General features: G+C 41.3%; 18 protein-coding genes, 1 tRNA gene and 2 pseudogenes. 2 read left to right on the forward strand and 19 right to left on the reverse strand.

Annotated features, from left to right (window positions below; all coding sequences use genetic code 11):
- Positions 1-396 precede the first annotated feature (396 nt).
- From DXA07_RS05920 to DXA07_RS05940, 5 genes and pseudogenes are all read right to left on the reverse strand, one after another.
- Positions 397-1566 carry a YARHG domain-containing protein gene (locus tag DXA07_RS05920; protein WP_118483839.1) on the reverse strand — a complete coding sequence of 390 codons (1170 nt, stop codon included), beginning with the start codon at positions 1564-1566 and terminating at the stop codon, positions 397-399.
- A gap of 77 nt (positions 1567-1643) precedes the next feature.
- Positions 1644-2417, reverse strand: a complete 774-nt coding sequence (locus DXA07_RS05925) for a hypothetical protein (protein WP_147352430.1) — start codon at positions 2415-2417, stop codon at positions 1644-1646.
- A gap of 53 nt (positions 2418-2470) precedes the next feature.
- Entirely contained in the window at positions 2471-3010 is a 540-nt protein-coding gene (locus DXA07_RS05930; protein ID WP_118483843.1) for a CinA family protein, read from the reverse strand.
- A 99-nt stretch (positions 3011-3109) separates the two neighbouring features.
- Positions 3110-5217, reverse strand: a pseudogene (locus tag DXA07_RS05935) (glucose PTS transporter subunit IIA).
- Between the two features lie 76 nt (positions 5218-5293).
- Positions 5294-5974 (reverse strand): LytTR family DNA-binding domain-containing protein, encoded by a 681-nt coding sequence (locus DXA07_RS05940; RefSeq protein ID WP_117808394.1) that lies wholly within the window; start codon positions 5972-5974, stop codon positions 5294-5296.
- 163 nt (positions 5975-6137) lie between these two features.
- Here DXA07_RS05940 and DXA07_RS05945 point away from each other — a divergent pair, with 163 nt between their 5' ends.
- A complete protein-coding gene (locus DXA07_RS05945; RefSeq protein WP_117808395.1) occupies positions 6138-6461 on the forward strand; it encodes a helix-turn-helix transcriptional regulator in 324 nt (107 codons plus the stop codon).
- A 222-nt stretch (positions 6462-6683) separates the two neighbouring features.
- Here the strand turns inward: DXA07_RS05945 and tyrS are convergent.
- The 11 genes and pseudogenes from tyrS to DXA07_RS06000 all read right to left on the reverse strand — a co-directional run bounded on the left by tyrS (position 6684) and on the right by DXA07_RS06000 (position 24648).
- Positions 6684-7924: pseudogene (tyrS, locus tag DXA07_RS05950) on the reverse strand (tyrosine--tRNA ligase).
- Between the two features lie 220 nt (positions 7925-8144).
- Entirely contained in the window at positions 8145-9746 is a 1602-nt protein-coding gene (locus DXA07_RS05955) for an O-antigen ligase family protein (protein ID WP_117808397.1), read from the reverse strand.
- A 21-nt stretch (positions 9747-9767) separates the two neighbouring features.
- Entirely contained in the window at positions 9768-11297 is a 1530-nt protein-coding gene (gene cls, locus DXA07_RS05960) for a cardiolipin synthase (protein ID WP_117808398.1), read from the reverse strand.
- A gap of 82 nt (positions 11298-11379) precedes the next feature.
- Positions 11380-14004 carry a heavy metal translocating P-type ATPase gene (locus DXA07_RS05965; protein ID WP_173783955.1) on the reverse strand — a complete coding sequence of 875 codons (2625 nt, stop codon included), beginning with the start codon at positions 14002-14004 and terminating at the stop codon, positions 11380-11382.
- 149 nt (positions 14005-14153) lie between these two features.
- Complete coding sequence (locus tag DXA07_RS05970) at positions 14154-14456, reverse strand: metal-sensing transcriptional repressor (RefSeq protein ID WP_008401532.1); 303 nt, start codon at positions 14454-14456, stop codon at positions 14154-14156.
- A gap of 236 nt (positions 14457-14692) precedes the next feature.
- Complete coding sequence (locus tag DXA07_RS05975; RefSeq protein ID WP_117808399.1) at positions 14693-16327, reverse strand: DUF6034 family protein; 1635 nt, start codon at positions 16325-16327, stop codon at positions 14693-14695.
- A 150-nt stretch (positions 16328-16477) separates the two neighbouring features.
- The gene (locus DXA07_RS05980) at positions 16478-17662 is read right to left on the reverse strand and encodes an ABC transporter ATP-binding protein (protein WP_347470678.1); all 1185 of its coding nucleotides are present in this window, start codon (positions 17660-17662) and stop codon (positions 16478-16480) included.
- Positions 17640-18317 (reverse strand): ABC transporter ATP-binding protein, encoded by a 678-nt coding sequence (locus DXA07_RS05985; protein WP_117785052.1) that lies wholly within the window; start codon positions 18315-18317, stop codon positions 17640-17642. The genes DXA07_RS05980 and DXA07_RS05985 overlap by 23 nt, the downstream gene beginning before the upstream one ends.
- 3 nt (positions 18318-18320) lie before the next feature.
- Positions 18321-21140: an ABC transporter permease gene (locus tag DXA07_RS05990; protein WP_117808400.1), complete on the reverse strand. Its 2820-nt coding sequence runs from the start codon at positions 21138-21140 to the stop codon at positions 18321-18323.
- A gap of 14 nt (positions 21141-21154) precedes the next feature.
- Positions 21155-23626 (reverse strand): biotin/lipoyl-binding protein, encoded by a 2472-nt coding sequence (locus tag DXA07_RS05995; protein WP_118483845.1) that lies wholly within the window; start codon positions 23624-23626, stop codon positions 21155-21157.
- Entirely contained in the window at positions 23623-24648 is a 1026-nt protein-coding gene (locus DXA07_RS06000; protein ID WP_118483847.1) for a biotin/lipoyl-binding protein, read from the reverse strand. The genes DXA07_RS05995 and DXA07_RS06000 overlap by 4 nt, the downstream gene beginning before the upstream one ends.
- A gap of 412 nt (positions 24649-25060) precedes the next feature.
- Between DXA07_RS06000 and DXA07_RS06005 the strand changes: the two genes are divergently transcribed.
- Positions 25061-25144 (forward strand) — tRNA-Leu (locus DXA07_RS06005).
- Positions 25145-25465: 321 nt separating this feature from the next.
- On the opposite strand, the gene DXA07_RS06010 is transcribed toward DXA07_RS06005, so the two are convergent.
- From DXA07_RS06010 to rpmI, 3 genes are all read right to left on the reverse strand, one after another.
- Positions 25466-25771: a hypothetical protein gene (locus tag DXA07_RS06010; RefSeq protein WP_008401521.1), complete on the reverse strand. Its 306-nt coding sequence runs from the start codon at positions 25769-25771 to the stop codon at positions 25466-25468.
- 223 nt (positions 25772-25994) lie between these two features.
- Complete coding sequence (rplT, locus tag DXA07_RS06015; RefSeq protein WP_008401519.1) at positions 25995-26351, reverse strand: 50S ribosomal protein L20; 357 nt, start codon at positions 26349-26351, stop codon at positions 25995-25997.
- A gap of 21 nt (positions 26352-26372) precedes the next feature.
- Complete coding sequence (rpmI, locus tag DXA07_RS06020) at positions 26373-26570, reverse strand: 50S ribosomal protein L35 (RefSeq protein ID WP_008401518.1); 198 nt, start codon at positions 26568-26570, stop codon at positions 26373-26375.
- Positions 26571-26592: the final 22 nt, after the last annotated feature.

Genomic DNA, 26592 nt, shown 5'->3' on the forward strand with positions numbered 1-26592 from the left:
CAATATAACGATGAATTTTAGCAACAAGAGTACTGACCAGGTGGAACGTACCCTCTTATCTCTTGAACTCTAAATAATTTTCAAAATAAATAAATTGGTTCCATTTAGCATTTTGTCATAACAAAATAATCAATAAATAAGTTTGAAAAAGAATAATAAAAATCCACCTCATCACTATAAGTTATATGCAATATTATCATAAATAAGACCTCATAACCGTTTCATGCAAAACTGACATTTTACGTTGCATTTTCGACAAAAAACAAAACAGCCGACATCCCTCCATCCAATTGACAGAGTTCATATCGAGCTGCCTCACGTTTTATATTATTTTGTTACTTAATTCAATAACTATATATCATTTCTCTTTAATGAGATACCTTTTCGTTCGTTTTCCTACTTATACCCTTTCTCCTTCTCATACTCTATAATGAAATCCCGGTTTGCAAGCTCATATTGATTAAATACTGCTGTGTCGTCAAAATCATCCGGCTCAACCGTTCCATGATACCAGCTTTTGGAATTGAAATATGCCTGATAATCGGCGTCTTTGAACTTTCTTCCATGACGGGCATACAGTTCGTTACATGCCAGACGGATCTCATCCGGTGTTAATCCATCCAGATCATCCTCTGTCAGATATTCACTGTCACTATATGGAAGAATGTAGTCATCGGAAGAATCATCTTCTGATGTTGGATTATAATAAAACGACTCATACGCTCTACCGCTATATTCACATTCATCCTCCAGATTGTCCACACTTAACTGACGTGGATAATAGGATGGTCCTGCAACAGAATATATCTTGCCAACTACGCACAACTCGCCATCCTCATCTACATATGGTACCGCATCCCGCACATTGGATAAAGCAATCGTCCAGTTATAAGTTTCTTTCAGAAAAGAATCCGTTCCTTCCATATCCTTATATGTATTGGTAAAACAACTATCCATTGCATCCTGAACGTTTTTTTCATATGAATTTTCATCAATATCCAGATAAGCCAACACATCATCCTTTGAAAGAAGTACATCTTTACGAAGATCGATCGTATATACATAAAAATCTGTATATTCATTTGCATCAAAATCCACCCGCACAACTACCGACAACAAATCCTGATAAACAGACCACTCATATCCAATAGCAATACAATCTGTATATTCGGCTCCCGCTTTTGCCATATAATCATTTCCGAGCTTCTCTATCTGTGTATTTACATTTTCACAGGCGGTACTGTCATAATCTATGTATGGTAAATGGTATACAACCTCACCATCTTTCGTCTGCACTTTTCCGGACATTTTCGAATCAGCAACCATGTTATCTGAATATGCTTCCGGCATTTCACCGGTTCCAAATCCCACTTCTTTTTCTTCCGGAAGTGCGGCTGCCTTGCCATCTGATCCTGCTGCAGAAGAAGCCTCCTCTGATGTTTCCGTGTCAGAACCTATATCCATACCGGTTGTTTCATCCGTTTTTCCGGTTTCTTCTGTCACGGTTGTTTCGGCCTTTTTGCTGCTGCCATCTGCATCTTTTTTTAAGGAAAAACTGCATCCCATTAGCTGCCTGCCAATACTATACTTAATACTATAAATCCCGCTTTTTTTCTCATCCTTTTTACCCTCGTTTCTTTATCTTATAACTGCCAGTTTATATTTTCAGCATTTTTTGCTACCAGCAGTTTGGTTCTGAGTTCTGTATCATCCAGGTCTATAAAATCACCATTTGAATAATACTTCCACTGTGCTACTTCCTGATTTCCCGACCAGTTCATTTCACTGATCACATAAAACTGCATCGAAGCCAACGGTCCCTCACGATATTTCATATATCCATAACAATCGTTAAAATGTTCTCTATGTACCAGTTCCTTTATTTCCATAAATTCCTGTTCATTCTTTACCTGCCATATGGATAGTCTGCAGTCCTTTTTAGGCTTTCGTATTATTTTTTCAACAGATCGGTTGAACAAGATGGATATACAAATATAGAATACCGCATATTCTAATATATACACTCCAATATGTACAGAATCTCCCATCGTTGTATAAAAGCGTTCCTGCTGCAACTGATTGCGGTAATATATAATTACCTCCGTAATATACAACGATAAAATGACATCTGTTACAAACTGTCCTATTGTGATTGCCGACTGCATACATTTTGAGTTAGCAAAAAAACGAATAACCGCCAGCACAATTGCTGTTATTACAGCAACGATCAATAGCACAATTCCTATATTCCCAATTGAGGAAAATATCCAGTCCTTTTTATCTTTTATGCTTGGATTAACTACTTTTCGCGTACATTCTTCTAGGGACCGCACAGCCTCATTGGAATACAGTAAGGACAGAAAGCCCATTCCAAATCCTATTAAACATACAATCAACCCCATTAATTTCTTTTTCATATCTTCATCCCCCATATCTTATATATTTCTCCAACAATATATTCGTCACACCATCAGGCAAAAACCGCTTCCATTTCAACCCCAAGCACATCCCCAAGCGTTTCTGCCACCTTCTCCGCGGCATAAAGTTTATAATACAGTCTGGAATCCTGTTCTCCCATCTGGAAATAGCCATCGATGATCGTATCAGAAACAGCCACTGCATAATATACTTCTCCCGGTACGCTGTCCTGATTGTTTGGATCAATATTTCCCGTTGTACCGGTAATACCAATTCCGATGTCTGCACGATATGCCTGTTTACAGGCTTCTGCCATTGCCCGCGCTGTTTCTTTGGAATAGACACCACAAGTTTCTATCACCGCTTCCGGAACACCCTGCATGATCTTTGCTTCGTTGGAGTAGGTTACAAATGCTCCTTTTAATATTGCAGATGCCCCTTCAGTATCTGTGATTAGGGAAGCAATCTGCCCGCAGGTGATACTTTCCATGGTTGTGATCGTCATTTTCCGGTCGATCAGACAGCCTGTCAATCGTCTGTAATTATTCCGTATTGTCTTTTCCATCTGTTCATCCAGTTTTTTTCCTGCCATTTATCCTTCCGCCTTTGTTGCCTTTAATCTATTTATTATTATAATATATTCACAAAAGGATTTCCACAAGTGGAAATCCTTCTGTCATTTCTATTTATCCTATCCCTTCTCCACCACCAGGAGCTCCTCGTCGTTCTTCACCTTTCCGGTCTTTACCGGACGCAGTTTATAGCCATCCGGGAGTTCTGTTATAATGACAGGGGATATTAAGGATGGCGCATGCTTCTTCAGATAAGGAAGATCAAGCCGCATGACCGGCTGTCCGGCAGACACTGTCTGTCCGGTCTCAACCAGTACGTCAAAGCCTTTGCCATTTAGCTTTACCGTATCGATTCCGATATGAATCATCACACCGATTCCCTGTTCCGTTACCAGCCCTATGGCATGCTTCGTATCAAAGACAAAGGCAATCGTTCCGGCAACAGGCGCGGTTATTTCAGGATCCGTTGGCAATACAGCGATTCCATCGCCCATCATTCCACTGGAAAATGCCTCATCCGGCACACTTGATAATTCAAAAACCTCTCCTGTAACCGGACTCAATATAGATACTGCAATAACCGCTTTCTCATCATACCCCTCCAGATAATCTTCCAGATTGGATTTGATCACAGACACCTTCGGGCCATAGATGATCTGTACGCCATATCCTTTTTTCACCACACCGGATGCTCCGCTTGCCCGGAGAACATCTTCTTTTACAAGAGCTGCATCATATACCGTACAACGAAGTCTGGTTGCGCAGCAGTCAACATCCGATATATTGGCCTTGCCGCCGAGTCCTTCACAGATCAGTCTGGAAGTCTCCATCTGTGGGCTGTGATTCCGGAAAACATCCGTATTCCGGCCATTGCCTGATCCCTGCTCTCCGGCATTTTCTCCATGCTTTCTGGCATCCACATCACTTCGACGATATAATTTCACTTCGTCATTGTTATCTCTGCCCGGTGTTTTCAGATCAAACCGCCGGATCAGATAATAGAATAATACATAATATACGATAAAATAACCGATACCGACAATAACGATCCAGATCCAGTTCGTCTTTGCATTTCCCTGCATGATGCCGAACAGGGTAAGATCGATCAGACCGCCGGAGAAGGTCATTCCCACACCGACTTCAAATACATGCATCAGCATATAGCAAAGCCTGCCAGAATACAATGGATTCCATACAGAGCCGGTGCAACAAATAAAAATGTGAATTCCAGCGGCTCTGTAATACCTGTGATCATGGCTGTAAGGGCTGCGGAAAGAAGCAGTCCGCCTGCTGCCTTCCGTTTCTCCGGTGCTGCTGTTTTATACATGGCAAGAGCCGCTCCCGGCAGACCAAATATCATAAGCGGGAATTTACCGGACATAAACCGGGTGGCTGATACCGCATACTTTGTAACGGATGGATCCGCAAGCTGTGCAAAGAAGATATTCTGCGCTCCTTCTACAACACGCCCACCAACCTCCAGCGTTCCTCCGACCGCAGTCTGCCAGAATGGCAGATAGAACACATGATGCAGGCCAAATGGTATCAGAAGACGTTCCATAAATCCATATACCCAGGTTCCTGCATAGCCGGAATTTAAAACCAGATCACCTACGGTATAGATGCCTTTCTGGATTGCCGGCCAGATAAAGAACATCAAAATACCAACTCCGGTATATACCAATGCTGATATGATCGGAACGAATCTGGAACCACCAAAGAAAGACAACACCTGCGGCAGTTCAATCTTATAAAAGCGGTTATGCAGGGCAGCCACACCAAGTCCTACCAGGATACCGCCAAATACACCCATTTGCAAAGATGTGATACCGCAGACAGAAATAACCGCCCCTGCAAGCATTGCTTCCGTACCACCACTTATCGTGATCAATGCACTGATCGATGCATGCATGATAAAGAATGCAATAGCTGCTGACAGCGCAGCGACCTCTTTCTCCTTTTTTGCCATACCGATTGCCACACCCATGGCAAACAGGATCGGCAGATTGGCAAATACCACATTTCCTGCCTCGCTCATTACTTCAAATACCGCAGCAAATATCGTTCCCGGTCCAAGGATCCGCATCAGCCCATATGTTTCAAGCATGGTTTCATTGGTAAATGAGCTTCCGATTCCAAGCAGCAGTCCTGCCACCGGCAGGATCGCGATTGGAAGCATAAACGACCTTCCAACCCGTTGTAATATTCCAAATATTTTATCTCTCATAAAAAATCTCCCTGTTTCATAGATACATATTCATACGAACTAGTATCTGCAAAACAGGGAGAATCATTCCATTTTCTTATGAAAATACTTCTTCTTTGTATGGTCTTCCGATCTTTACAACTTCTCCATTATCCAGAGTTACGGTTGATCTGGAATAATGCTTGACGTGCTGACGGTTGATAATACAATTACTGTTTACACGGACAAATATCTTCGGAAGATTTTTCAAAGCATTTGTCAGCGTAATATACTGCACATAATCACCTCTTGTTGTACAGTATCTGGTGAGACGATCATCTCTGTGAATACAGATGATCTCCGAAGCTGAAAAAATATTGATCGTTTTCCCATAGCAGACCCGGATAAAATTACTTTTGCTCATATTCAGGCGCTTGATCGCCGTATCAACGGCATGCACCAGCTTGATATCCCGGTTTCGCTTCATAACACAATTGCAGTGCTCCACGTCATAGATATCCCAGCCATCCGGAATATGGTCTGCATAAAATATAATCTTGCAATTTGGAACAGAACGATTGATGGCTCTGGCCAGACAGATCCCATTATAATGCAGATTGTCAAATACGATCTCCGTAATAAATATATCACAGGAAAAGGTACTTTCTTCTACATCTATAGACGCTTCTTCCGGCAGATACAATTCAAACTCTACATTATCCAGATCCATACGGGATTCTATAAAATCCTTCACAGCTTCCACTTCATGCATAGATGAATCACATATACCAATTTTCATTTGTATAACACTTCCCTCTCATTTGAATGCCACTTGTAAATTTTAGTATATTTCTTAGATATATGCAGTATTATTGTTAGTTTTTACATATAATAGAAGTGTCACTATCTGTTTCTTTTTTGATATTTATTAGAAAATACTTAAAAAGAAAAGGAATACCATCATGACACTGAATTATAAAATTATAGGATCACGCATAAAAATACGCAGAAAAATGAAAGATGTCACCCAGGAACAGATGGCGGAAGACCTTAATCTGTCTGTAGGTTTTATCAGTCAACTTGAACGTGGTATCTGCAAAGTGAGTCTGGATACACTTGCAAATATCACCGAATATCTGGATTGTACTTTTTCTGATATTCTTGAATACAATCAACATTCTGAAAGCTATAATCAATCGAAACTGAATGCTCTTTATTCATCCTTATCCCTTGAAGACCAGCATGTTATGCTCAGTCTGATGGAGGCTTACACAAAACACCGCTAATATCCGGAAATTAGAATACCATAAAACAGACTAAAAAAAACGTAGATTGTCAATTCTACGTTTTATCATGCATAAATGACATGTACAACTGACATTTCTGCTTTTTTTCTGCATAATTTACATCATAATAACAATAACAAAACTCCGATCATCAAAATTAGAATCCTAATTCCAGATAACCGGAGTTTTTATTATGTTTATTTTATTATTCTTTCGAATCTGTTATTTACTTATCTTACGGAAATTCTTCTTACCACGTCTTACAACGATTCCGTCTCCATCAAACTTCTCTTCCGGAATTGTAACTGAGATATCAGGTATCTTATCACCATCAACTGCAACTCCGCCCTGCTCTACCGCACGTCTTCCTTCATTTCTGGAGGATACCAGACCGGACTTTACAAGTACGGATACGATATCAATCGCACCATCCTTGAAATCATCGTCTGATAATGTAACAGATGGCATATCAGCAGCGACACCCTTGGAGAATAATGCTCTTGCACTCTCCTGTGCCTTTACTGCTTCTTCTTCGCCATGAACCAGCTTTGTAAGTTCAAATGCAAGGATCTCTTTTGCTGTATTTAACTGGCTTCCTTCCCAGCTGTCCATCTTGTCGATCTCTTCCAGTGGAAGGAAGGTCAGCATACGGATACATTTTAATACATCGGCATCTGCAACATTTCTCCAGTACTGGTAGAACTCAAATGGTGATGTCTTGTTTGGATCCAGCCATACAGCACCCTTCTGCGTCTTACCCATCTTCTTGCCCTCTGAGTTCAGAAGCAGGGTGATCGTCATGGCATATGCATCCTTGCCAAGCTTTCTACGGATCAGTTCTGTACCACCAAGCATGTTGCTCCACTGGTCATCACCACCGAACTGCATATTACAGCCGTATTTCTGGAATAACTCATAGAAATCGTAGCTCTGCATGATCATGTAGTTGAACTCTAAGAAGCTTAAGCCCTTCTCCATTCTCTGCTTGTAGCACTCTGCACGAAGCATATTGTTGACTGAGAAATGAGGACCAACCTCACGAAGAACATCTATATAGTTCAGATCCAGTAACCAGTCTGCATTATTTACAAGCAATGCCTTGCCTTCTGAGAAATCGATAAAACGGCTCATCTGCTTCTTGAAGCATTCTACATTATGAGCGATCGTTTCTGTTGTCATCATCTGTCTCATATCGGTACGTCCGGACGGATCACCGATCATAGCTGTACCGCCACCAATCAGGCGATCGGCTTATTACCTGCCATCTGTAAACGCTTCATCAGACAAAGTGCCATGAAATGACCGACATGAAGACTGTCTGCAGTTGGGTCAAATCCTATATAAAAAACAGCTTTTCCATTATTTACCAGCTCTTTGATCTCTTCTTCATCTGTTGTCTGGGCAATTAATCCTCTTGCCACTAACTCGTCATAAACCTCATTTTTTTCCTCCTGTAGCAGCATCCATTTAGATGCTGACCTTTTATATCATAATTATTATCTACTTATTTATTCTGTATCCAGATGGCATACCAGCCGAATATTATATCAGTCAGATGTCATACGCTAAAATTAAAATATCTCCGATCAATTTCCAGCCATTGCTTCATCTACACACACTTTGTGATTATACAACGAAACTATCTGCTTTGACAAGTCCGGACTTTTATAATCCCACCATCCACTATTTCTTTGTTCTGCTCCCGTCTTTTTTCAGACTGTTTCTGCGGATTCCTGCTGCTATCGCCACAAATAAAAACAGGAACGGTGTCGTGATCGGCTGCTCTACATTAACGAACGCCTGTGTGATATAAGAAACGATAAGCATCAGAACCGCAAGCATCACCGGTTCATCCTTCCAGGTTTTCACACAGTTACGGATCGAAGTAATGATCAGCCCTACATAAGTGATCAGGCCAAAAGCTCCCATCGTGACCAGATACTGCAGATATTCATTATGCGCACTGTCATAAACCGTTCCGGTTACTGCCAGCATCTCATCATAATACCGGGCAGACATCAGCGCATAGATGCTTTCATTTCCATTTCCAAACACCTGATCAACAAATGGCAGATCCTGATAGATCCGGCATAATCTTGACCAGATAAAGCCTCTGTAATCTCCCCAGAAATCATCAAATACGAAGATCTCCCAGTGGTTGGTACAGCCAATAACTGTCACGGTGATTCCTGCTATGAGCAATATTCCTGCTATGAACAAGCGGGATAATGCGGATCTTCCTGTATTATATTTCTTCTTTGATAACCATATCGCACACAAGATACCGATCACACAACAGACAGTCAATATTTCTCTTACATCCACCAGCTTCGCCAGACCGGACAACTTCTCATATCCCCTTCCGGTTCCTGTCGTGATCCACGCCATGATTGTATAACCGGAAAGAAAGGTGGTGCAAACAGTTACAAATTCTGCAAACAGGCTTCGTTTTAATGAGAAAAAGAGTAATATCACCCATGCTGCAGCAAGTCCCATATAGGCACTATCACTATTTGCCGCGATCAAGGCGGCTCCGCCCAACAAAAGGGCTGCCATATAGCAGATCCGGAATGCCCGCTTTTCTTCAATCAGATACATACCGGAAAAGAATGCAACACTGGTACAGACAAAGCCAGCAAATATATTAATATTTCCAAAGGTGGACAGGAACATCGCCTGCTGATCCTCTCTGATATGTGACAACAGATGAAACACATCAATATCCAGGTGTTGTAAGCTTCCCATCAAAAATGCAAGTCCACTGATAACAGAAAACACCGGTGCCAGGATCTGCTGCCATTTATATCCGCTTCCAATGCCAATATAAAGCACAAGCACAAGCACCAGAAATTCCAGTCCGCAACGTCTTCCCATAGATCCGGTGTAGGCTGCCATTTTATCATCTGCCATGATCCATGCAAGTGTGCCTGACAGCACAAAGGCTCCCATCCAGATATCCGCCGCCAGAAAATTTCTGCCTCTTCCCGTTTTTTTTGCAGCATCCGTATGCTCTTCCATATGATCCGTAAATCCGAATATAAATGTCAGACACATCAATATCCCATAGATCAATACTCCATTTTTAAAGAAATTGTATTTTGTGATCGTAATATCCTTATATCCATCATGAAGAACCAATGGAAAAACAACAAACATGTACAGTAGGAATGCCGTTGTAATGCTTTCTTTAAAAATATGAAATGCCGCTTCTTTTTTAAAATCGTTCATTTTTGAAAAAGCCGGCTTTTGATCTCCGGCTTTTTGTTTCTTATTTGTTTTTGTCATTTTCTCTCTTTACCTTTATTCCTATAGCAATGGTGACAGGAGTCTGAGGAAGGCATCCACCAGTGTAATTCTGGACATATGCTCCTTACACCAGTCCAGCGTGATCTCCTCTGATTCCTTCATCGTTGAAAGCATATCATACTTCACTTCTGCAATGATACTGGAATCATATACCAATACACCGCATTCAAAATGATGATAAAAACTTCGGTTATCCATATTGATAGAACCGATTGATGTCAGATTATCATCCGTCAGGATACATTTGGAATGGATAAATCCCGGTGTGTACTGATAGATCTTCACGCCGGCACGAAGCAGCTCTTTGTAACTCGACTGTGTCATACGAAAGATCATCTTCTTATCCGGGATCGCCGGTGTTACGATTCGGATATCGATGCCTCTCTTTGCCGCAAGCTTTAATGCTGTCATCATCTCATTGCATACGATCAGATATGGAGTAAAGATGTATACATACTCCTTTGCATCATTGATCATCTGCATATATATGTTCTCACCAAGCGGCTCCTTCTTGAGCGGATTGGTCGTATATGGCTGAAGATATCCATCATTCAAATGCTTCTTCTGCTCTGCCGGACGATAGCTTAAGATATGCTTATCTTCATTCCGGATGCTGTTCCATAACTGAAGGAACAGGATCGTGAACCGCCATGCAGCATCTCCATCCATACGGATACCGTTATCCTTCCATCTGCCATAAGGGGATTTCTTATTAATGTATTCATCGGACAGATTAAAACCGCCGGTATAAGCGACCGTACCATCCATAACCGCAATCTTCCGATGATCCCTGTTATTAAAGATCGTTGCCAGAAATGGAACCACCTGATTAAATGCCATACATTTAATCCCAAGGCTCTCCATCTCACGCCAGTAATACTTAGGCACATAAAAGACTGAGCCGATGTCATCATAGATCAGACGGACTTCCACGCCCTCTTTTACTTTCTTTTTTAGGATGTCAAGAACCGTATCCCACATTTCACCCGGATTAATAATAAAGTATTCAAGGAAAATATACTTCTTTGCCGCTTTCAGATCATCAACAAAATCCGGCCAGACATCTTCCCCCATCGGATAATACCGGACATCCGTATTCTGATATACAAGCGAACCTGCATAATCTTCTGTATATTTGAACAACCGGTATGGCGGCTGCCCCTTTATCACATCACTGAAATATGCCATATTTGCATACAGATCCGTCTCGTAGTCCCATTCTGCCGCATGCTTCATGTATTTCTCTAACTTCTTCGGCATAATGATATGTCCATAGAGCAGATAAAGCAGACCACCGAGGACCGGAAACATCAGGATCGGAACGATCCATGCCAGTTTAATTGACGGATTCACATCCTTTAATAACAGATGCATCACAGCTATAAAACTTAACAAATGCAGAATAGCCGCCACCAATACATAGTATTGCTGCAGCTTTAATACTTCTACCATAAAGAAGATCAACTGTGCCGCTACCAGCAGACATGTAATTACCATTCGACTAAATAACCTGTTCAATAGTTTCTTCATAGACAATTTCCTTCTTATTAATTTATGACAGGACACCATAAACCGTGCCCTGCCATTTTATCTTTTATCCCGTATTTCTATTTTACTTGATCGAAGTTACCTTATATCCGGCTTCCTTCACTGTATTCTTAATCTCTTTATCGGATAACTCGCCACTTAAAGTAAGCACCGCCTGCTTCTTCTCATGGCTGACCTCCGCTTCTGTTACCTGTGGAAGTGCCTCAAATGCTTTCTTCACTCTTGCCTCGCAGTGTCCGCACATCATTCCTTCTATATACACCGTCTTATTCATCGTACCAGTCTCCTTTTCTATCTTATTATTTCCCTCAACATTTTTTGATACCATTTTTTGGTGTATTCTGTATTTACTATTATTAACATATATCTTCACGAAATTCAACCGTAATGCATTCATTACTACACAAAAACTGGAAAGGCTCATGGCAAATGCTCCAAACATCGGGTTTAATTTCCAGCCAAACATCGGATACCAGACACCTGCGGCAAGCGGTATTCCGATAATGTTATAAATAAATGCCCAGAACAGGTTCTCTTTGATATTTCGTATCGTTGCCATACTTAACCGGATTGCTGCAGGAACGGTTCGAAGACCTTCCCGCATCAGTACCACATCTGCCGCATCGATTGCAACATCGGTTCCGGCTCCGATCGCCATACCAATATCCGCACGGGTTAATGCAGGGGCATCATTAATGCCGTCACCAACCATGATCACACGGTGCTCCTTCATCAGTTCTCTTACTACCGCTTCTTTTCCATCCGGCAGTACATCAGCGATCACGCGGTCAACACCTGCCTGTTTACCGATTGCTTCTGCTGTCTTTGCATTATCTCCGGTTAACATAACAACTGAATAATTCATCTCTTTTAATTCTTTGATCGCAAGGATTCCATCCTCTTTGATCGTATCTGCAACTGCAAGGATACCAATCAGTTTATTCTCATCGATTGCCAGATAGATCGGGGTCTTGCCCTGTGAAGCTAATTCTTCTGCCAGTGTCTTATCCGCCTCGGATAAGGTTACATACTGGCTGATAAATTTTCCATTTCCACCAAGCAAAATATGATCTGATATCTGAGAATGGTTCTGTCCTGCACAAAATCCTCTTTCATTCTGTGAAACCGCCTCACTGCTTAATCTACAGCGGAGTCCATTTCCCGGAAGCACCTGAAAATCTTCAATCTTCTGTGGCTTGATCCCTTTCTGTCCGACATATTCCATAATGGCTTTGCCTATCGGGTGCTCACTGTATTGTTCCAAACTTGCTGCAAAGGTAAGCAGGTCTGTCTCACTGTATCCATTTCCCGGAACTACATCTACCACTTCCGGCGTTCCATTTGTGATCGTTCCTGTCTTATCCAGTACAACCACATCTGTTTTTCCTGTCATCTCAAGTGCTGCCGCATTCTTAAATAGGATACCCTGCTTGGCTCCGACACCGTTACCTACCATAACGGCAACCGGTGTTGCAAGTCCAAGTGCACATGGACAACTGATCACAAGCACCGATATACCTCTGGCAAGTACAAAGCCTGTGCTCTCTCCTGCAATGATCCATACAATAATAGTGATCAAGGAACAGATCAGGACAGCCGGAACAAAGATACCAGATACCTTATCTGCAATCTTTGCGATAGGTGCTTTTGTTGCTGCTGCATCACTGACCATCTCTATGATCTGGGATAAAGTCGTATCTGTACCGACTCTGGTTGCCCGACATTTCAGATAACCGGATTTATTGATCGTTGCGGCAGATACCTTATCTCCTTCTGCTTTATCGACCGGAAGACTCTCACCGGATAAAGCAGACTCATCAACCGCACTGTTTCCTTCTATAACCACACCATCTACCGGAACACTGGATCCCGGACGGACGATAAATACCTCTCCAACTACCACATCCTCAGCAGCAACTTCCTGTTCTTCTCCATCACGAAGAACAAGGGCTGTTTTGGGTGCAAGCTTCATTAATCCCTTTAAGGCATCTGTCGTACGACCTTTGGAATATTCCTCGAGTGTCTTACCAACCGTTATAAGTGCAAGAATCATCGCTGCCGATTCAAAATAAAAATCATGCATCAAGGTCATAACACGGTCATTATCCTGCCGCATCACGGCATCTGTCATTGCAAATAATACATATGTGCTGTAAATAAAGGATGCGCCTGAGCCAAGTGCTACTAATGTATCCATACCCGGTGCTCCATGGATCACACCCTTAAATCCATTAATAAAAAACTTCTGGTTTACAACCATGATCGCAATTGCAAATAACATCTGGATCAGTCCCATAGCGACATGGTTATCACTGATAATCGCCGGCAGTGGCCATCCCCACATCATATGTCCCATGGAAATGTACATCAGCGGAATTAACAGAACGATAGATGCGATCAGCCGGACCTTCATCTTGTGCAGGGCTGCATGATTATCCAATTCATCTGCATCCGCTGCCTGCTTCTTCCCGACATCCTTCCGGTCTTCTCCTGTCATCAGACTGGCTCCATATCCTGCTTTTTCTACTGCTTCAATAACTGCCTTAGGGTCAGCATGTCCTTCTACTGTCATCGAATTTGTAAGCAGGCTGACGGTACAACTGTCAATTCCTTTTACTTTCTTCACTGCCTTTTCTACGCTTGCGCTGCAGGCACTGCAGCTCATTCCTGTTACGTTATATTTATCCAATTCATTCACCCTCTTATCAAGCTTTTATCATGTGCTTCGCACATTCTATGCCTTCATTATATCTTAAACACATTTTTATTATGTTTCATATCCAAAGCAATCATACGAATATATTCATACTGTGTTTCGGATAGAAAATCCTTCTTTGCTTATTTCATCAGTTTTTTTATCGTATCAACCAGATCATCCACCGTATCTTCCTTTCCTGCTTTGATATCCTCGATCACACAGGTTCGGATATGCTCTGCAAGAAGTTCCTTATTAAAGCTGTTCAATGCAGAATTGACAGCGGCAACCTGTACTAATATGTCCGTACAATATGCATCCTTTTCCAGCATTCCCTTGATTCCCCGGATCTGTCCCTCGATGCGGTTCAGCCGGTTCATCAGCTTCTTATATTCACCTTCTGTTCTCTGTTTTGTTTTATGACAATGGCAACATGGTTCTTCCATTCTTGTCCGCTCCCTTCTGTCTGTTTCCTGAATTTTTTCATCCATCTGTATCTGTACATTTATTTTTTGTATCCAATTTTAATGATCCCGGATACGATATTATATATACCCCATAGGGGTATTTTTGTCAATACCAAAACCAATAAAAAACGCAGGGCAAATGATAAAAAATATCACTCGTCCTGCATCTTTATAGTCTGGCGTCGTATGACACCTTATTTTCCTGTAGGATTGTATTATTCTACAACATCATCCTCTAACAGACCTTCGTCGTCAATGATCCCTTCATCGGATCCATCCTCTATCTCATCTGATGAATCATCGGATCCGTCATCACTGCCATCTGATGAATCACCGGATCCGTCATCACTGCCATCTGAATCTATACTCTCCATATCACTGTCATCATATTCGTATCCATCGATCATATCACCCTGATCATCGTAATAATCACTGTATGGGATCGAACCGGCCTCCAGAACATCTTTCAGATTGTAGATTGTTCCATCGGTTGCATTTACCATAAGTGCCTGTACCGGATAGTCAAAATCATATGTTCCATCATTTTCGTCTGCCTGTGCAAATATCCATACAGGAACATAATTATATACATCATCCTGAGAATCATCCTTAATACAGTAATATGTTAATCTGACATCGTTAAATTCAATATCGCTGTAGGAAGTCTTATTATCTGTATAATACTGTGCAACATTCTTATCCAGTTCCTTTAAAAGCTCCTTCCAGCTCAAAAGATCTACATTTTTTTGATCCTCACCGGTTGAAACTAACAATGGATAACAGCTTGCGTTGATCACGCCATTGGAGTCGATCTGAATGGAGAACGTCTCTGTTGGAGCATCATACCAGGTATCATCCTCATCGCTTGAAAGAGTGTCAACCATAGACAGATCCGCACTGTATGGAGCAGTTCCATTGACAGAACGTCCAAAGTTTACGATATAGCCTTCATACTCTGTTGCAATCACATTATAAGAGCTGTCATAATACTCCCATAATAACGGAGATTTATCTGTAACGATCACATCATCAATTCCACATCCGGCAAGAAATTCCTGTGCCAGTGATACGGCTTCATCTTCAGAAAATGTACAAGTATTTACAATGCTGTCATCAATCCCCTCTTCTCCATACTTTGCGTCATAAGCATATACAAAGGATGCACCCTCATATGGTCTGTAATTGATCATGCCTTCGGATGGATAATAAGAAAGATCAAAGCTTGCATTTAACCCTTCTGTTCCCTCTGAAAATGAGAGCATGAACTGATTATCGCCAATCTGTCCGATATAATCCGATGCACTGTAATCACCGGCTCCTTCTCTCTCATCCGTTGCCGTTGCCATTTCATTTTCCAGATAGGATATGTATTCCTTACAATAATCCTCTGTATCTGTATCTCCAGCTTCCTTCGCATCGGCTAACATCGTCTGATATGAATCAATCTGAGTCTGCAGATCACTCTTGGTCTGGTGCTCAAAGTCATATACATAGATACCCTTTGACTTATCAAAGATTGCCTCACAGACCTTCTGCCTGTATGCATTATCAAAGGAATTCTTCTTATAAGACACAATAGACATACTGTCGGAATCTGGTGTTATGATATCATCATCTTTAATGGTAATCTCTTTGATACCGGAATCACCGGTATCCAGCTTGCCCTCATAAGACTCCGGAACACCGAGACGGGACGATAATTCGCCGCCTTCTCCTGCACTTCCTTCTTTCTGCGTTCCATCACCCATATCGTAATCAACCTTCTTATTACATCCTGAAAAAACAGTTGCTGCAGACAATGCTGTTGCCAGTAACACTGCCGACATTTTTGTTAATTTTCTCTTCTTCATGGTTTCCTCCTCGAAATTCCAAATCAGCTAAACAAAGTTATTATAATCGAACCAACGCACGATAGCAAGAAAAAGCAAGAAAGAAAATGTGAAAATATTGCGAACGGCCCTGAATGCATATGCATCCAGAGCCGTTTTCTGAACTGATATTTATTCTTTTGAAATAACAACCTTGCCATCCACTACCTGAATCTTTACCTTGTTTGTATCAATTCCGGCAGCCTCCAGAATATCATCACTGATCTGTACACGGTGTGCCTTATCCATAATGGAATATTCTTCATGGGAATCGGTTCCATTAAAGCTCTCGCTTTCCATGTCATTGATCCGTTTTCTGTAATCCTCTTTCATGATCTTTTCTGTACTGATCTTACCATCTGCGATCATAACCACACGTCCAACCTTATTTGCAAGACTGATATCATGCGTTACGATGATAACTGTAATACCCATTTCCTCATTCAGTTTCCGGAACAGATCCTGGATCATATCTGAGGTTTTGGAATCGACTGCACCGGTCGGCTCATCTGCCAGCAGGATTTTTGGATTGTTAGCAAGTGCGATCGCAATTGCAACTCTCTGCTGCTCACCACCGGACATCTGTGCCGGATAGGAATTTACCTTTTCCTTTAAACCAACCTTGCACAAAAGATCATAGGCTCTGGCTTCCCGGTCTTCCTTATTGTCTTTATCAAAATACATCGGCACCTGGACATTTTCCAGAGCTGTCATATACGGAAGCAGGTTTCTGGAATTCTTCTGCCATACAAAGCCAACGGTATGTTTCCGATATTCTACCAGTTCTTTGTCTGTCATTGCAAAAAGGTCTTTTCCATCTACATATAATTTTCCTGCTGTCGGACGTTCCAGTCCACCGATCATATTCAGAAGCGTTGACTTACCACTACCGGATTTACCGATAACTGCCATCAGCTCACCCTTTTTGATCGTAAGCTCCAGCCCCTGAAGTGCCATTACTTCAACTTCATCTGTTTTATAGATCTTAACCAGACTGTCGCAGTCAATGATATTGCCGGTTTCTTCATATTCTTCCGCAGCCTGACTGTTTCTGTCTGTATCGTCCAAATCTTCTGATGTTTCTGTATCATCATCTGCTATATCTGCTTCATCAACAGCGTTCCCAGCATCCACTGCAGTCTCCTGCACACCGATATCGTTCATGTCTGTATCTGCGATATCGGCGTCTTCCTGAACAGGATCCTGATCCATTGGTTCTTCCATCATCTGTGCAACATTTTCCTGCATATCAGTTTCCGGAATCGTATTTTTATCTTTTTTCTTAAAAAATCCACTATGCTTTGCCAATGATCTCACCATCCTCTATCTCAAATACTACGTCTCCGAGTTCCATCAGGTTTGGATCATGTGTCGTCATAACGATCGTGATTCCTTCTTTTGCCACCAGATCCTTGAACAGCTTCATAACATTCAGTCCGGATGCTGTATCCAAAGCTCCTGTCGGCTCATCTGCAAAGATTACCCTTGGCTTATGGGCAACCGCTCTTGCAATCGCTACCCTCTGCTGCTCACCACCGGACATCTGGTTCGGCATATGGAACATTCTGGAACTAAGTCCAACCATCTCCAGAACCTCGCGGATACGGGAATCCCGGTTTCCTTCATATTCCGCAAGTCTTAAACCAAAATCTACATTCTCATATGCATTCATGATCGGAATCAACGCTACCGACTGGAATACAAATCCGATATCGTACCGTCTGAGTTTTTCTCTTTCCGGTACAGCCATCTCCGACAGGTCGTGATCCTCTATGATCACCTGCCCCTCCGTTGCTTCATCCAGCGCACTTAAAATATTTAAAAGGGTTGTTTTACCGGAACCGGATCTTCCCTTCAGGATCGCAAGCTTTCCTTCCGGGATATCCAGATCTATTCCTTTAAGAGCATAAAATGGTTCGCCATTTCCAACTGTAAAACACCGCTTTATTCCTCTTGCAGTAATCATATTCATTGTTTAGTCCTCCCCCAGTTTTAATGCCTGTGTGATGTTCATCTTCTTTAAGATTGTCCGGAGAACAATGAAGCAGATAATAAACATTACCACAACTACGATCGTCAGTTTCAATATATCAAATGGGTTGACCGCTATGCTGATCGCTATGTTATGCGACTCCGGCAGATATACGATCGCTACCAGCTTTACAAACAACGCAGTAGCCGCCGCTCCAACTCCATATCCTGCCAGACTGGCAAGAACGGAACTGAACATCTGCTCGTTGATCAGCATCTTGTTAATCTCCTTCATGCTCATACCCATCGCACGGTAGATACCAAACAGAAGCTCCCGTTGCTTGATCGATGTGATCCAGTAGATGAGGAATCCTACTGTACAGAGGATAACTGCTACCAGGAAGCTCAGTGAGAATAACCCATTTGTGATCAGTACAAGCGGAGATTCCAGCATGTTCTGTACTTCCTGATCTACACTCTGATAACTCTTTAATAAAATACCCTGCTTTTCAACCGTATCCAGGACCTCCTGATAATCATGTCCATCTGCAAGCTGTCCCCATATCTGATATGGAGTAAGACCAAATGCACTGACAACATATGCGTAATTAGCAACAACCAGATAACGTTCCTTCTCAACAACTTTTCCACTGTTGTCCTTCTCATATGTGTACTGGTTAAATCCAGGCCATGCATCTACAATTGCACAGATTGTTCCGGACGGTGATGCGATCTCAACCGGCTCCTTTGTCTTCATCGGGCTGTATCTTGCATATGTAATGCTGTCACCAACAGACAGATCATATTTCTTTGCCAGATTTGATGAAATGATAACACCATTGGAAACAGTTGCAATACTGTTCAGGTAATTATACCAGTGTTCATCATTCAAACCTGACTTTAATTCGGCTGTCTCACCAAATTCCTTTGTATTAATTCCCATCAGAACAGAGTCCGGAAGTTCAGAACCTCCAACCTTGATCGTTGTATTGTCATCATAGATCACACGGGTCAGATGTTTGCATGAATTGGAAAGATTCTCTGTATACCGTTCAAAATCCGGTTCTTCATAGTACCAGTGACTCTTCTTATCTTTATCCAGATACGCACCCATCTTCCACTGTTCACTCAGAACGATATCTGTTCCAAGATTATATTCGATACGCTCCTGATTGTTCTCATTGATCGTTCTTGCCATATTGGAATTAAACATACCCATGGCGATCGTCATAACCAGAAATACAGAGATAAAGCCCTGCTTCTTCACTGTTCTGGTGATCTGAAGGAAGGAAGCATATACCGCAGGTGACCATCTCTTCTTACCAATGAAATAAATGAACTTGATCAGATATTTGATCAGTCGCAGGATCAGCAGCCCAACTGCAAATATAAACAGGGAGGAATTCAAAAAGATCAATGGATCCGGTTTGTTTCCAGCCAGAATGCTTAATGCAATATCACTCTTCTGTTTATTGTAGTTGTACAGAAGGTAAATGGAAACTGCCACCAGGATCACATCCAGAAATGCCTTCTCCCAGATTGGCTTTGTATTCACCTTTCCAAGTTTACTCTTCTGCTCTACTATCGAATTCTTCGCGTATTTCAATACCGGAAGTGTTATAAACAGGATTGCGATAACTGCAGCAATTAGACTGTATAATAACATTCCCCATGTCAGTTTATAAAAGTGTGTATCACCAAAGCTGAATTTCAGGAAGGAGGTTGCACTTGCACATAATTTACACAACAGATATCCGACCGGAATACCAATAACGATCGCGATCAAAGAAAGGATCGCAGATTCTCCAAAATAGATGCCAAGAATCTGTTTCGTACTGGTACCACGACTCTTTAGCATCGCAATCTCACCGTCCTCCATTTCCAGGATCTGACTGGATACCATATAGATAAATGCCAGAAGCAATACCAGGATTGGAAGCTCCAGTACCCAGATAATGATCATGATCGATGTTGCATCGTCCTGATAATCAGCAAGTATGCTGCTGAAATTCTGAATAAAGTTACCATCTGCTTTTGAAAATGCACTCAGATAATAACGGATATCTGATGCATTTGTATGATCGATATATGCATAATCCAGCATATTATATGTTGCATAATATATTGTCAAAACACCATAATTTGCAACGGTTTCATCAAAGGATGCCTGATCTGTAAATATCATCTTATCAAAATCTACCGGTGTCTCTTTCCAGTAAATATCAGTGGTATCCTTTGGTTCAAAGATTCCGACAACCGTAAATGTAACCGGCTTTCCATCCTTGTCTACCAATTTATCAATTGATACGGTTTCACCTACAACCAGATCATATGTATCCGCATTCTGCTGATTGATAATCACCGGATAAGTACCTTCAACCGGTTTCCCGGTATCAAGTCCCTCTCCAAACGTAATATTGATATGTTCGCTCATATCCTGCATATAGTTTACACTGAAAAATCTCCTGGAACCGAGCCCGGTCATTGCATAAGTACCTTCTATAAACAATCTGTTCTGTCTGCTTAATACCGGTACGTCAATGTAACTCATCCACTTCTTTTCATATGCATTGATACGGTCAAGTACGGATGCAGAATCCGGGAAATTGTCTGTTGAGCAGGAGCCCTGTCTTCCGACCACGGCTGAATATGTGTTGTTATCTTCTATTGCTGAATCAAACTTGGATGCCAGCGTCATATCCATTGCACCGTTTTTGAACATCGGATTACAGGATGCTACAGCAACCAGAAGCACAATACCAAGAAGAAGGCAGGCATTCAGCCACTTTTTATTCAGTAATTTATTTCTTAAGAATTTAAACATTCCTCTTCTCCCTTCTATTCTTCTGAGCTGCTATCGGCTTTTTTCTTTGTATTGTCACCACTGCCGGAAGAACCGGATTCTTTCAGAATCACATCTCCTTCTGACAATCCGGTAAGTACACATGCATTTGACGACTTTGTATCTGTGCTTGTTGTTACATACTGTTTTACAATCTCATCCTTTGAAAGCTTCCACACATATTCATAGGATTTACCGGATGTCTTATCCGTCTCTGTATAAATAATATTCATTGGAACTGTTACTACATTTTCCAGTGACATTTTTGCAAAGCTTACAAAATATCCCTTTGGTGAATCATAGAAGCTCTTATCATCCACCTGTATATAATATCTGGTATCTTCGGATCCGGCGCTGCTTGTTATATATACCTGACCATCGATCGTTGTTACATAAGCCTTCTTGGAATCCGCTGTTGCTCCGATACATCTTCCGGTCAGCTTCTTGCTGTCATCCTTCTGATCAATTAAAGTAACCTCCTGATTGACCAGAAGTGTTGCATTGCTGTTATCACTTCCGGTATCGTCACTTCCGCTATATCCGTTACGTCTGGAGCTTCCACCGTTATCTGTCAGGGATAAGGACATCATCTTGGATTCATTGCTTCCTATGCTGACAACCTTGTCACCCTCTTTGATCTGTTTTCCCTGACTGGCATATACACTCTGTACAACGCCGTCGCTTTCTGCATATACGCTGATATTACCTTTTCCATCATTATTTTTGTTCAGCTTATCACGCTTTGCGATCAATGGATTCACAGTCGTATTATAATTGATCTTTGCCAGCTCTTCATTGTATTTTGCAATCTCAATCTGGCAGGTAAGCTGCTCAACCATGTATAATGTATTGCCATTATTATCATCTGGATCCGGGATATCGTAATCACCGTCTTCTTCATCCCCGTCATCTGTTGTAGTATCCGTTGTATCATCTGCCGGATCAGCATCTCCCGGTGTTGCCACCTGCTGTTTCTTCCTGCCGGAACGGTAATCTTCAATCTCGGCTCTCAGATCCTTGATCTGCTCTTCATAGCCCGCTACTGTCGAATCATAATCACTCTTTGCATCTGATATCTGGGAGTTTAACTCCAGCAGCTCTGCGCTACCACCACCACTGTCAACAATATACAACAGATCGCCTTTTTTCACTTCCTGACCTTCCGCCAGATCAAGCTGTGTAAAATAGCCTTCTACAGGAGCTTTATAGGTTATCTGATTGGTATCTACCATCTTATAGGATTTGCTGGTTCCTGTTGTCTTAAAGGTTCCCAGCTTGATCTCATATGTTGTATAGTCACTTGGAATCGTTGAATCAGAATCATAATAAACCAGATCTCCCTCTGAAAGGCCGCTCTTTACTTCCGTGTAGTTATCATCCTGTGCACCGATCTTGATCTCACGCTTTTCCTTATCACTGCTGTCTGTCTTCACATATACAAAATACTTATCTCCTTCTTCGTATAAGGAATCATTTCCGACTACAAGAACATTTGCAGCAGTTGATGTACTGAAATACAACGGTGTCAGTGTTCCTGTCTTTAAGATCTTGCTGTTATCCACATCCTTCAGTTTAAAACGGACATATGGCAGCTTGGATGCACTCTGTGCTGCTGCGATCTCCTGATTGGAATATTTGTATTCTTCCAGCTCATACCGTTTGCCATCGATCATCGTGTACATGGTATTAAAATTTGCATATCCATCTCTTGTAATCTGCTCACCGGTGATCTCAATATACGGTGTGTTGTAATCAGATATAATAACAACATTCTCACCACTGGAGATTGATCCGCCGCCTTCATCTGATGAATCTGTATCCGTCAGGCTCTTGGCATATGTAACATAGCCATCCTGTTCTGCTACGAGCTTGTTATCGGTTTCCAGAGATTCCTTCTCGTCAATCTGCCGCTGGAGCTTCTTGACCTTATAATTGTACAACATGTTATCATACCGGTTATTCTCGGCATTGACTGCTTTTGTGCTCTGGTTTTCTTTCGCACCGGCAGAATCTCCAGCCTCATTACATGCTTTAATCTTATAATCCAGTTCCTTCTGTTTCTGTTCGTATATCTTTTCGTTTACATTATGGGTCTGCTGCTCACTGGAAAGAGAGGCTTTCAGGTCTTCAATTCCTGAAGTCGTATCATCGCTATCTGCCTCTGCAAGAACCGTGCCCTTTTTAACATAATCACCTACATTGACATAAACCTTTGAGAGTGTCGCTGAGGTTTTAAAGAAATAACAATAATCCGTTGGTACAATCGCACCATTCTTGATAATCTTCTTACCAACATCGCTCTTTTCGACCGGACGGTACGCCTCATTCGTTGTAACCGGTTCTAACAGCTCCGGTGCTTTTTCTTCTTTTTTTCCACAGCCTGTTAAACCAAGCATCATTGCCACAGCGATTGCTGTCATTCTGACTGCATACGATTTTTTATTGATCATTATTCTCTTCTTTATCAATTTACCGTCACCTGCTCTCCAGCCTTCAATCCAGACTTAATAATCGTATATCCGTCTACCGTTTCACCAATTGTTACATCAACTGCTGTCCGGAAGCCATCATCATTGATCGTGAATACATAATAATTATCTTCTGACTTCTCATTGATCGCTTTTTCATCGACATAGACAACATTGCTGATCACCGGCTTATGGATCGTCATGGTCAGCACATCTTCTTCTGAAATTCCTGCCATACTGTCTACCGGCTCAAATAAGATTTTCTGCATCTGCTTACCGGTTGCCTTATCTTCATACTGACTGACATCAATAACCTTCATATCGTAGGATGCCACTTCATAATCTGCCTGATAGACATCCCCTTTTTTAAATTCATAATCATCATCTGTCGTTGCTGTATAATTAGAGGATCCGGATGCTACGGTCACCAGATTATCGGATGAACTTGCATATCCATATCCCAACCACTCATTGACATAGGTTACAGTTCCATCCTTTTCTGCAATCAGACAATACTCCTTCATCTTCTCGTTCTGTTCTTTAATATATGTATCTGCGATCTGGATATCCTCTTTCAGACTTGCAATATCATCAGAATAATCCTCTGATCCATCAATCTGCATCAGTTTCTGATAATGTTCAATCAGCAGTTCATTCTCTGCCTTCTGCTCTGTATATTGCTTGATCGTATCCTGAATATCATCTGCCTTAAACTGAACCATGATATCTCCGGCTTTCACCCGATCTCCCTTTGATACATTAACCTTTTCTACTTCGTAATCGTCCTGTGAAACTTTATAATTTTTCGTTTCAAATTCATCCGGGGAAAGTTTTAAATTCAAGATTGGTGAAATATCTCCTGACTGAACGGTCACCGTATCATATCCCACCTTTGTATATGATTCAATATGAATAGAAGGTTTGCTGCTTTCTGCATTTTTGCTGCTGCATCCACCCAGAAGGGCAGCTACCATGCTGGCACATAATACACATGCCACACCCTTTTTGATTCGTTTCCGCATCGTTGCCTCCTTGCTTGCGCTGTTTTATTTTTATGTGTATCTGAAAATGCTATATTTTCCAAATTAAATCATTGTAATTTTACTCTCTCTGTCTGGCATAATCAAGCAATCCTTATTTTATTAAACAATCTTAAGGATTCCTGTATTATTTCTGTTACATATCATTTTCTGACAAATGTCCTGATCTTATGCCAGTATAAAATACAAATGTATCATATTTGCATCTTTTCGTTTTACATACATACTTCGTTATAAGTTTATCATGTAAATGTGTCCATTTTATGATGAAAATCTCTATCATAATGCGTGCATTGGATTTTTTCAAAAAAAAGTAAAAAAACTTGTTGACATTTATATAGCACAGTGGTATTATCTTACTTGCGTCGGCGGTAAGCCGTACGGAATAAGACATGCGGGAGTGCTGGAATTGGCAGACAGGCTAGACTAAGGATCTAGTGCTGGAAACGGCGTGTGGGTTCAAGTCCCATCTCCCGCATCTTTATTTTTTAGAAAACCTTTGAGGTTTTCTTTTTTTATGCACAAAATCCCTGATACAAAGTATTTATATAATTATAATAAAACACTTACATGTATATATCTTTATGAAGCAGACCTTTTTACTCTGTATAACTTCGAACTAACCTCGGCGAGCCTCGCTAAGGTCTCAGTTACGAACGTCGGTTCTTAACGATTCATCGCAAGATGAAGAGTTTAGTACCGCTACGTTTGAAATAGAACGAAAGTGTTCTGCGGAATAAATGGTATATACCTGTAAGTGTTTTGTTGTTAATATACTTGTATCAGGGATTTTACTTTCTCAGATTTTTATCATATTGGTAAGCTTCTTTTCTACGTCTTCTAACAGATGTGCCTTAAATGCACTGTAGTACTCATGTGTAAACTGTGTATAAAGGAATTTGTTCCACAGGTTACTGCAATATGTACTGTCAAAATCATAGTAAGAGTCTGTGTACATCATTCCGTTACTGTATCTGGTTACATCCAGATATGGCTCTTTTCCTGCGTAATTTAATCTCATTACAAGATTCTTCTGTTCGCTGCAGCATGCAAATGTCTCCAAGAACATCTTCATCTGCTCTCTTGTTACTCGTTCTACAAACATAATATGTCACCCTCCATGTCCCATAAATTAGCTCAATGTACAGTTCTATTATAGTATGAACAGGACAACTCTGTAAAGGCAATTATGTCAATGTCCGCCTTTTATTTATGATCTTTAAAATAACGGATCACTTGGCCGGGCAAACGTTCCGATAACGCAAAAACAGACCATAACCATCTTCTTCCGAAAATCATCATGATCTGTTTTTTCTGCTTATCTTAAATTAAGCAAGCTTTTCCTTTGCAACAGCAACAAGCTTAGCAAATCCTTCCGGATCACTGATAGCCATCTCTGAAAGCATCTTTCTGTTGATGTCTACACCTGCAAGCTTTAAGCCGTGCATTAATTTGCTGTATGAAATATCATTCATTCTTGCAGCAGCATTAATACGAGCGATCCATAACTGTCTGAATTCTCTCTTTCTCTGCTTTCTGCCAGCATATGAACTTGTTAAAGCTCTCATAACTGACTGCTTTGCTACTCTATACTGCTTTGATCTGGCTCCTCTGTAACCCTTAGCCAGCTTAAGTGTTCTGTTATGTTTTTTCTTAGCGCCAACGCCGCCTTTTACTCTTGCCATTCTCTAGTTCCTCCTGATTTATTAGATATAAGGTAAAATCTTCTTCATTACCTTTTCATTTGTTGAATCCGTCATTGTTAACTTTCTAAGATTTCTCTTTCTCTTAGTTGTCTTCTTTGTTAAGATATGACTCTTGTAAGCCTTGCTTCTCTTAAGGCCGCCGTTAGCTGTTTTCTTGAAACGCTTAGCTGCTGCTCTTTTTGTCTTTAATTTAGCCATGTGTGTATTTCCTCCTTAATAT

The sequence above is a fragment of the Clostridium sp. AM54-37XD genome (assembly GCF_003478225.1).
Taxonomy (GTDB): Bacteria; Bacillota; Clostridia; order Lachnospirales; family Lachnospiraceae; genus Coprococcus; species Coprococcus ammoniilyticus.

Excerpts from the sequence above, each read along its gene's own strand:
- DXA07_RS05920 (WP_118483839.1), bottom strand. The coding sequence starts at position 1,566 with ATGGGATGCAGTTTTTCCTTAAAAAAAGATGCAGATGGCAGCAGCAAA.
- DXA07_RS05925 (WP_147352430.1), bottom strand. The coding sequence starts at position 2,417 with ATGAAAAAGAAATTAATGGGGTTGATTGTATGTTTAATAGGATTTGGA.
- DXA07_RS05930 (WP_118483843.1), bottom strand. The coding sequence starts at position 3,010 with ATGGCAGGAAAAAAACTGGATGAACAGATGGAAAAGACAATACGGAAT.
- DXA07_RS05940 (WP_117808394.1), bottom strand. The coding sequence starts at position 5,974 with ATGAAAATTGGTATATGTGATTCATCTATGCATGAAGTGGAAGCTGTG.
- DXA07_RS05945 (WP_117808395.1), top strand. The coding sequence starts at position 6,138 with ATGACACTGAATTATAAAATTATAGGATCACGCATAAAAATACGCAGA.
- DXA07_RS05955 (WP_117808397.1), bottom strand. The coding sequence starts at position 9,746 with ATGACAAAAACAAATAAGAAACAAAAAGCCGGAGATCAAAAGCCGGCT.
- cls (WP_117808398.1), bottom strand. The coding sequence starts at position 11,297 with ATGAAGAAACTATTGAACAGGTTATTTAGTCGAATGGTAATTACATGT.
- DXA07_RS05970 (WP_008401532.1), bottom strand. The coding sequence starts at position 14,456 with ATGGAAGAACCATGTTGCCATTGTCATAAAACAAAACAGAGAACAGAA.
- DXA07_RS05975 (WP_117808399.1), bottom strand. The coding sequence starts at position 16,327 with ATGAAGAAGAGAAAATTAACAAAAATGTCGGCAGTGTTACTGGCAACA.
- DXA07_RS05985 (WP_117785052.1), bottom strand. The coding sequence starts at position 18,317 with ATGAATATGATTACTGCAAGAGGAATAAAGCGGTGTTTTACAGTTGGA.
- DXA07_RS05990 (WP_117808400.1), bottom strand. The coding sequence starts at position 21,140 with ATGTTTAAATTCTTAAGAAATAAATTACTGAATAAAAAGTGGCTGAAT.
- DXA07_RS06000 (WP_118483847.1), bottom strand. The coding sequence starts at position 24,648 with ATGCGGAAACGAATCAAAAAGGGTGTGGCATGTGTATTATGTGCCAGC.
- DXA07_RS06010 (WP_008401521.1), bottom strand. The coding sequence starts at position 25,771 with ATGTTTGTAGAACGAGTAACAAGAGAGCAGATGAAGATGTTCTTGGAG.
- rplT (WP_008401519.1), bottom strand. The coding sequence starts at position 26,351 with ATGGCAAGAGTAAAAGGCGGCGTTGGCGCTAAGAAAAAACATAACAGA.
- rpmI (WP_008401518.1), bottom strand. The coding sequence starts at position 26,570 with ATGGCTAAATTAAAGACAAAAAGAGCAGCAGCTAAGCGTTTCAAGAAA.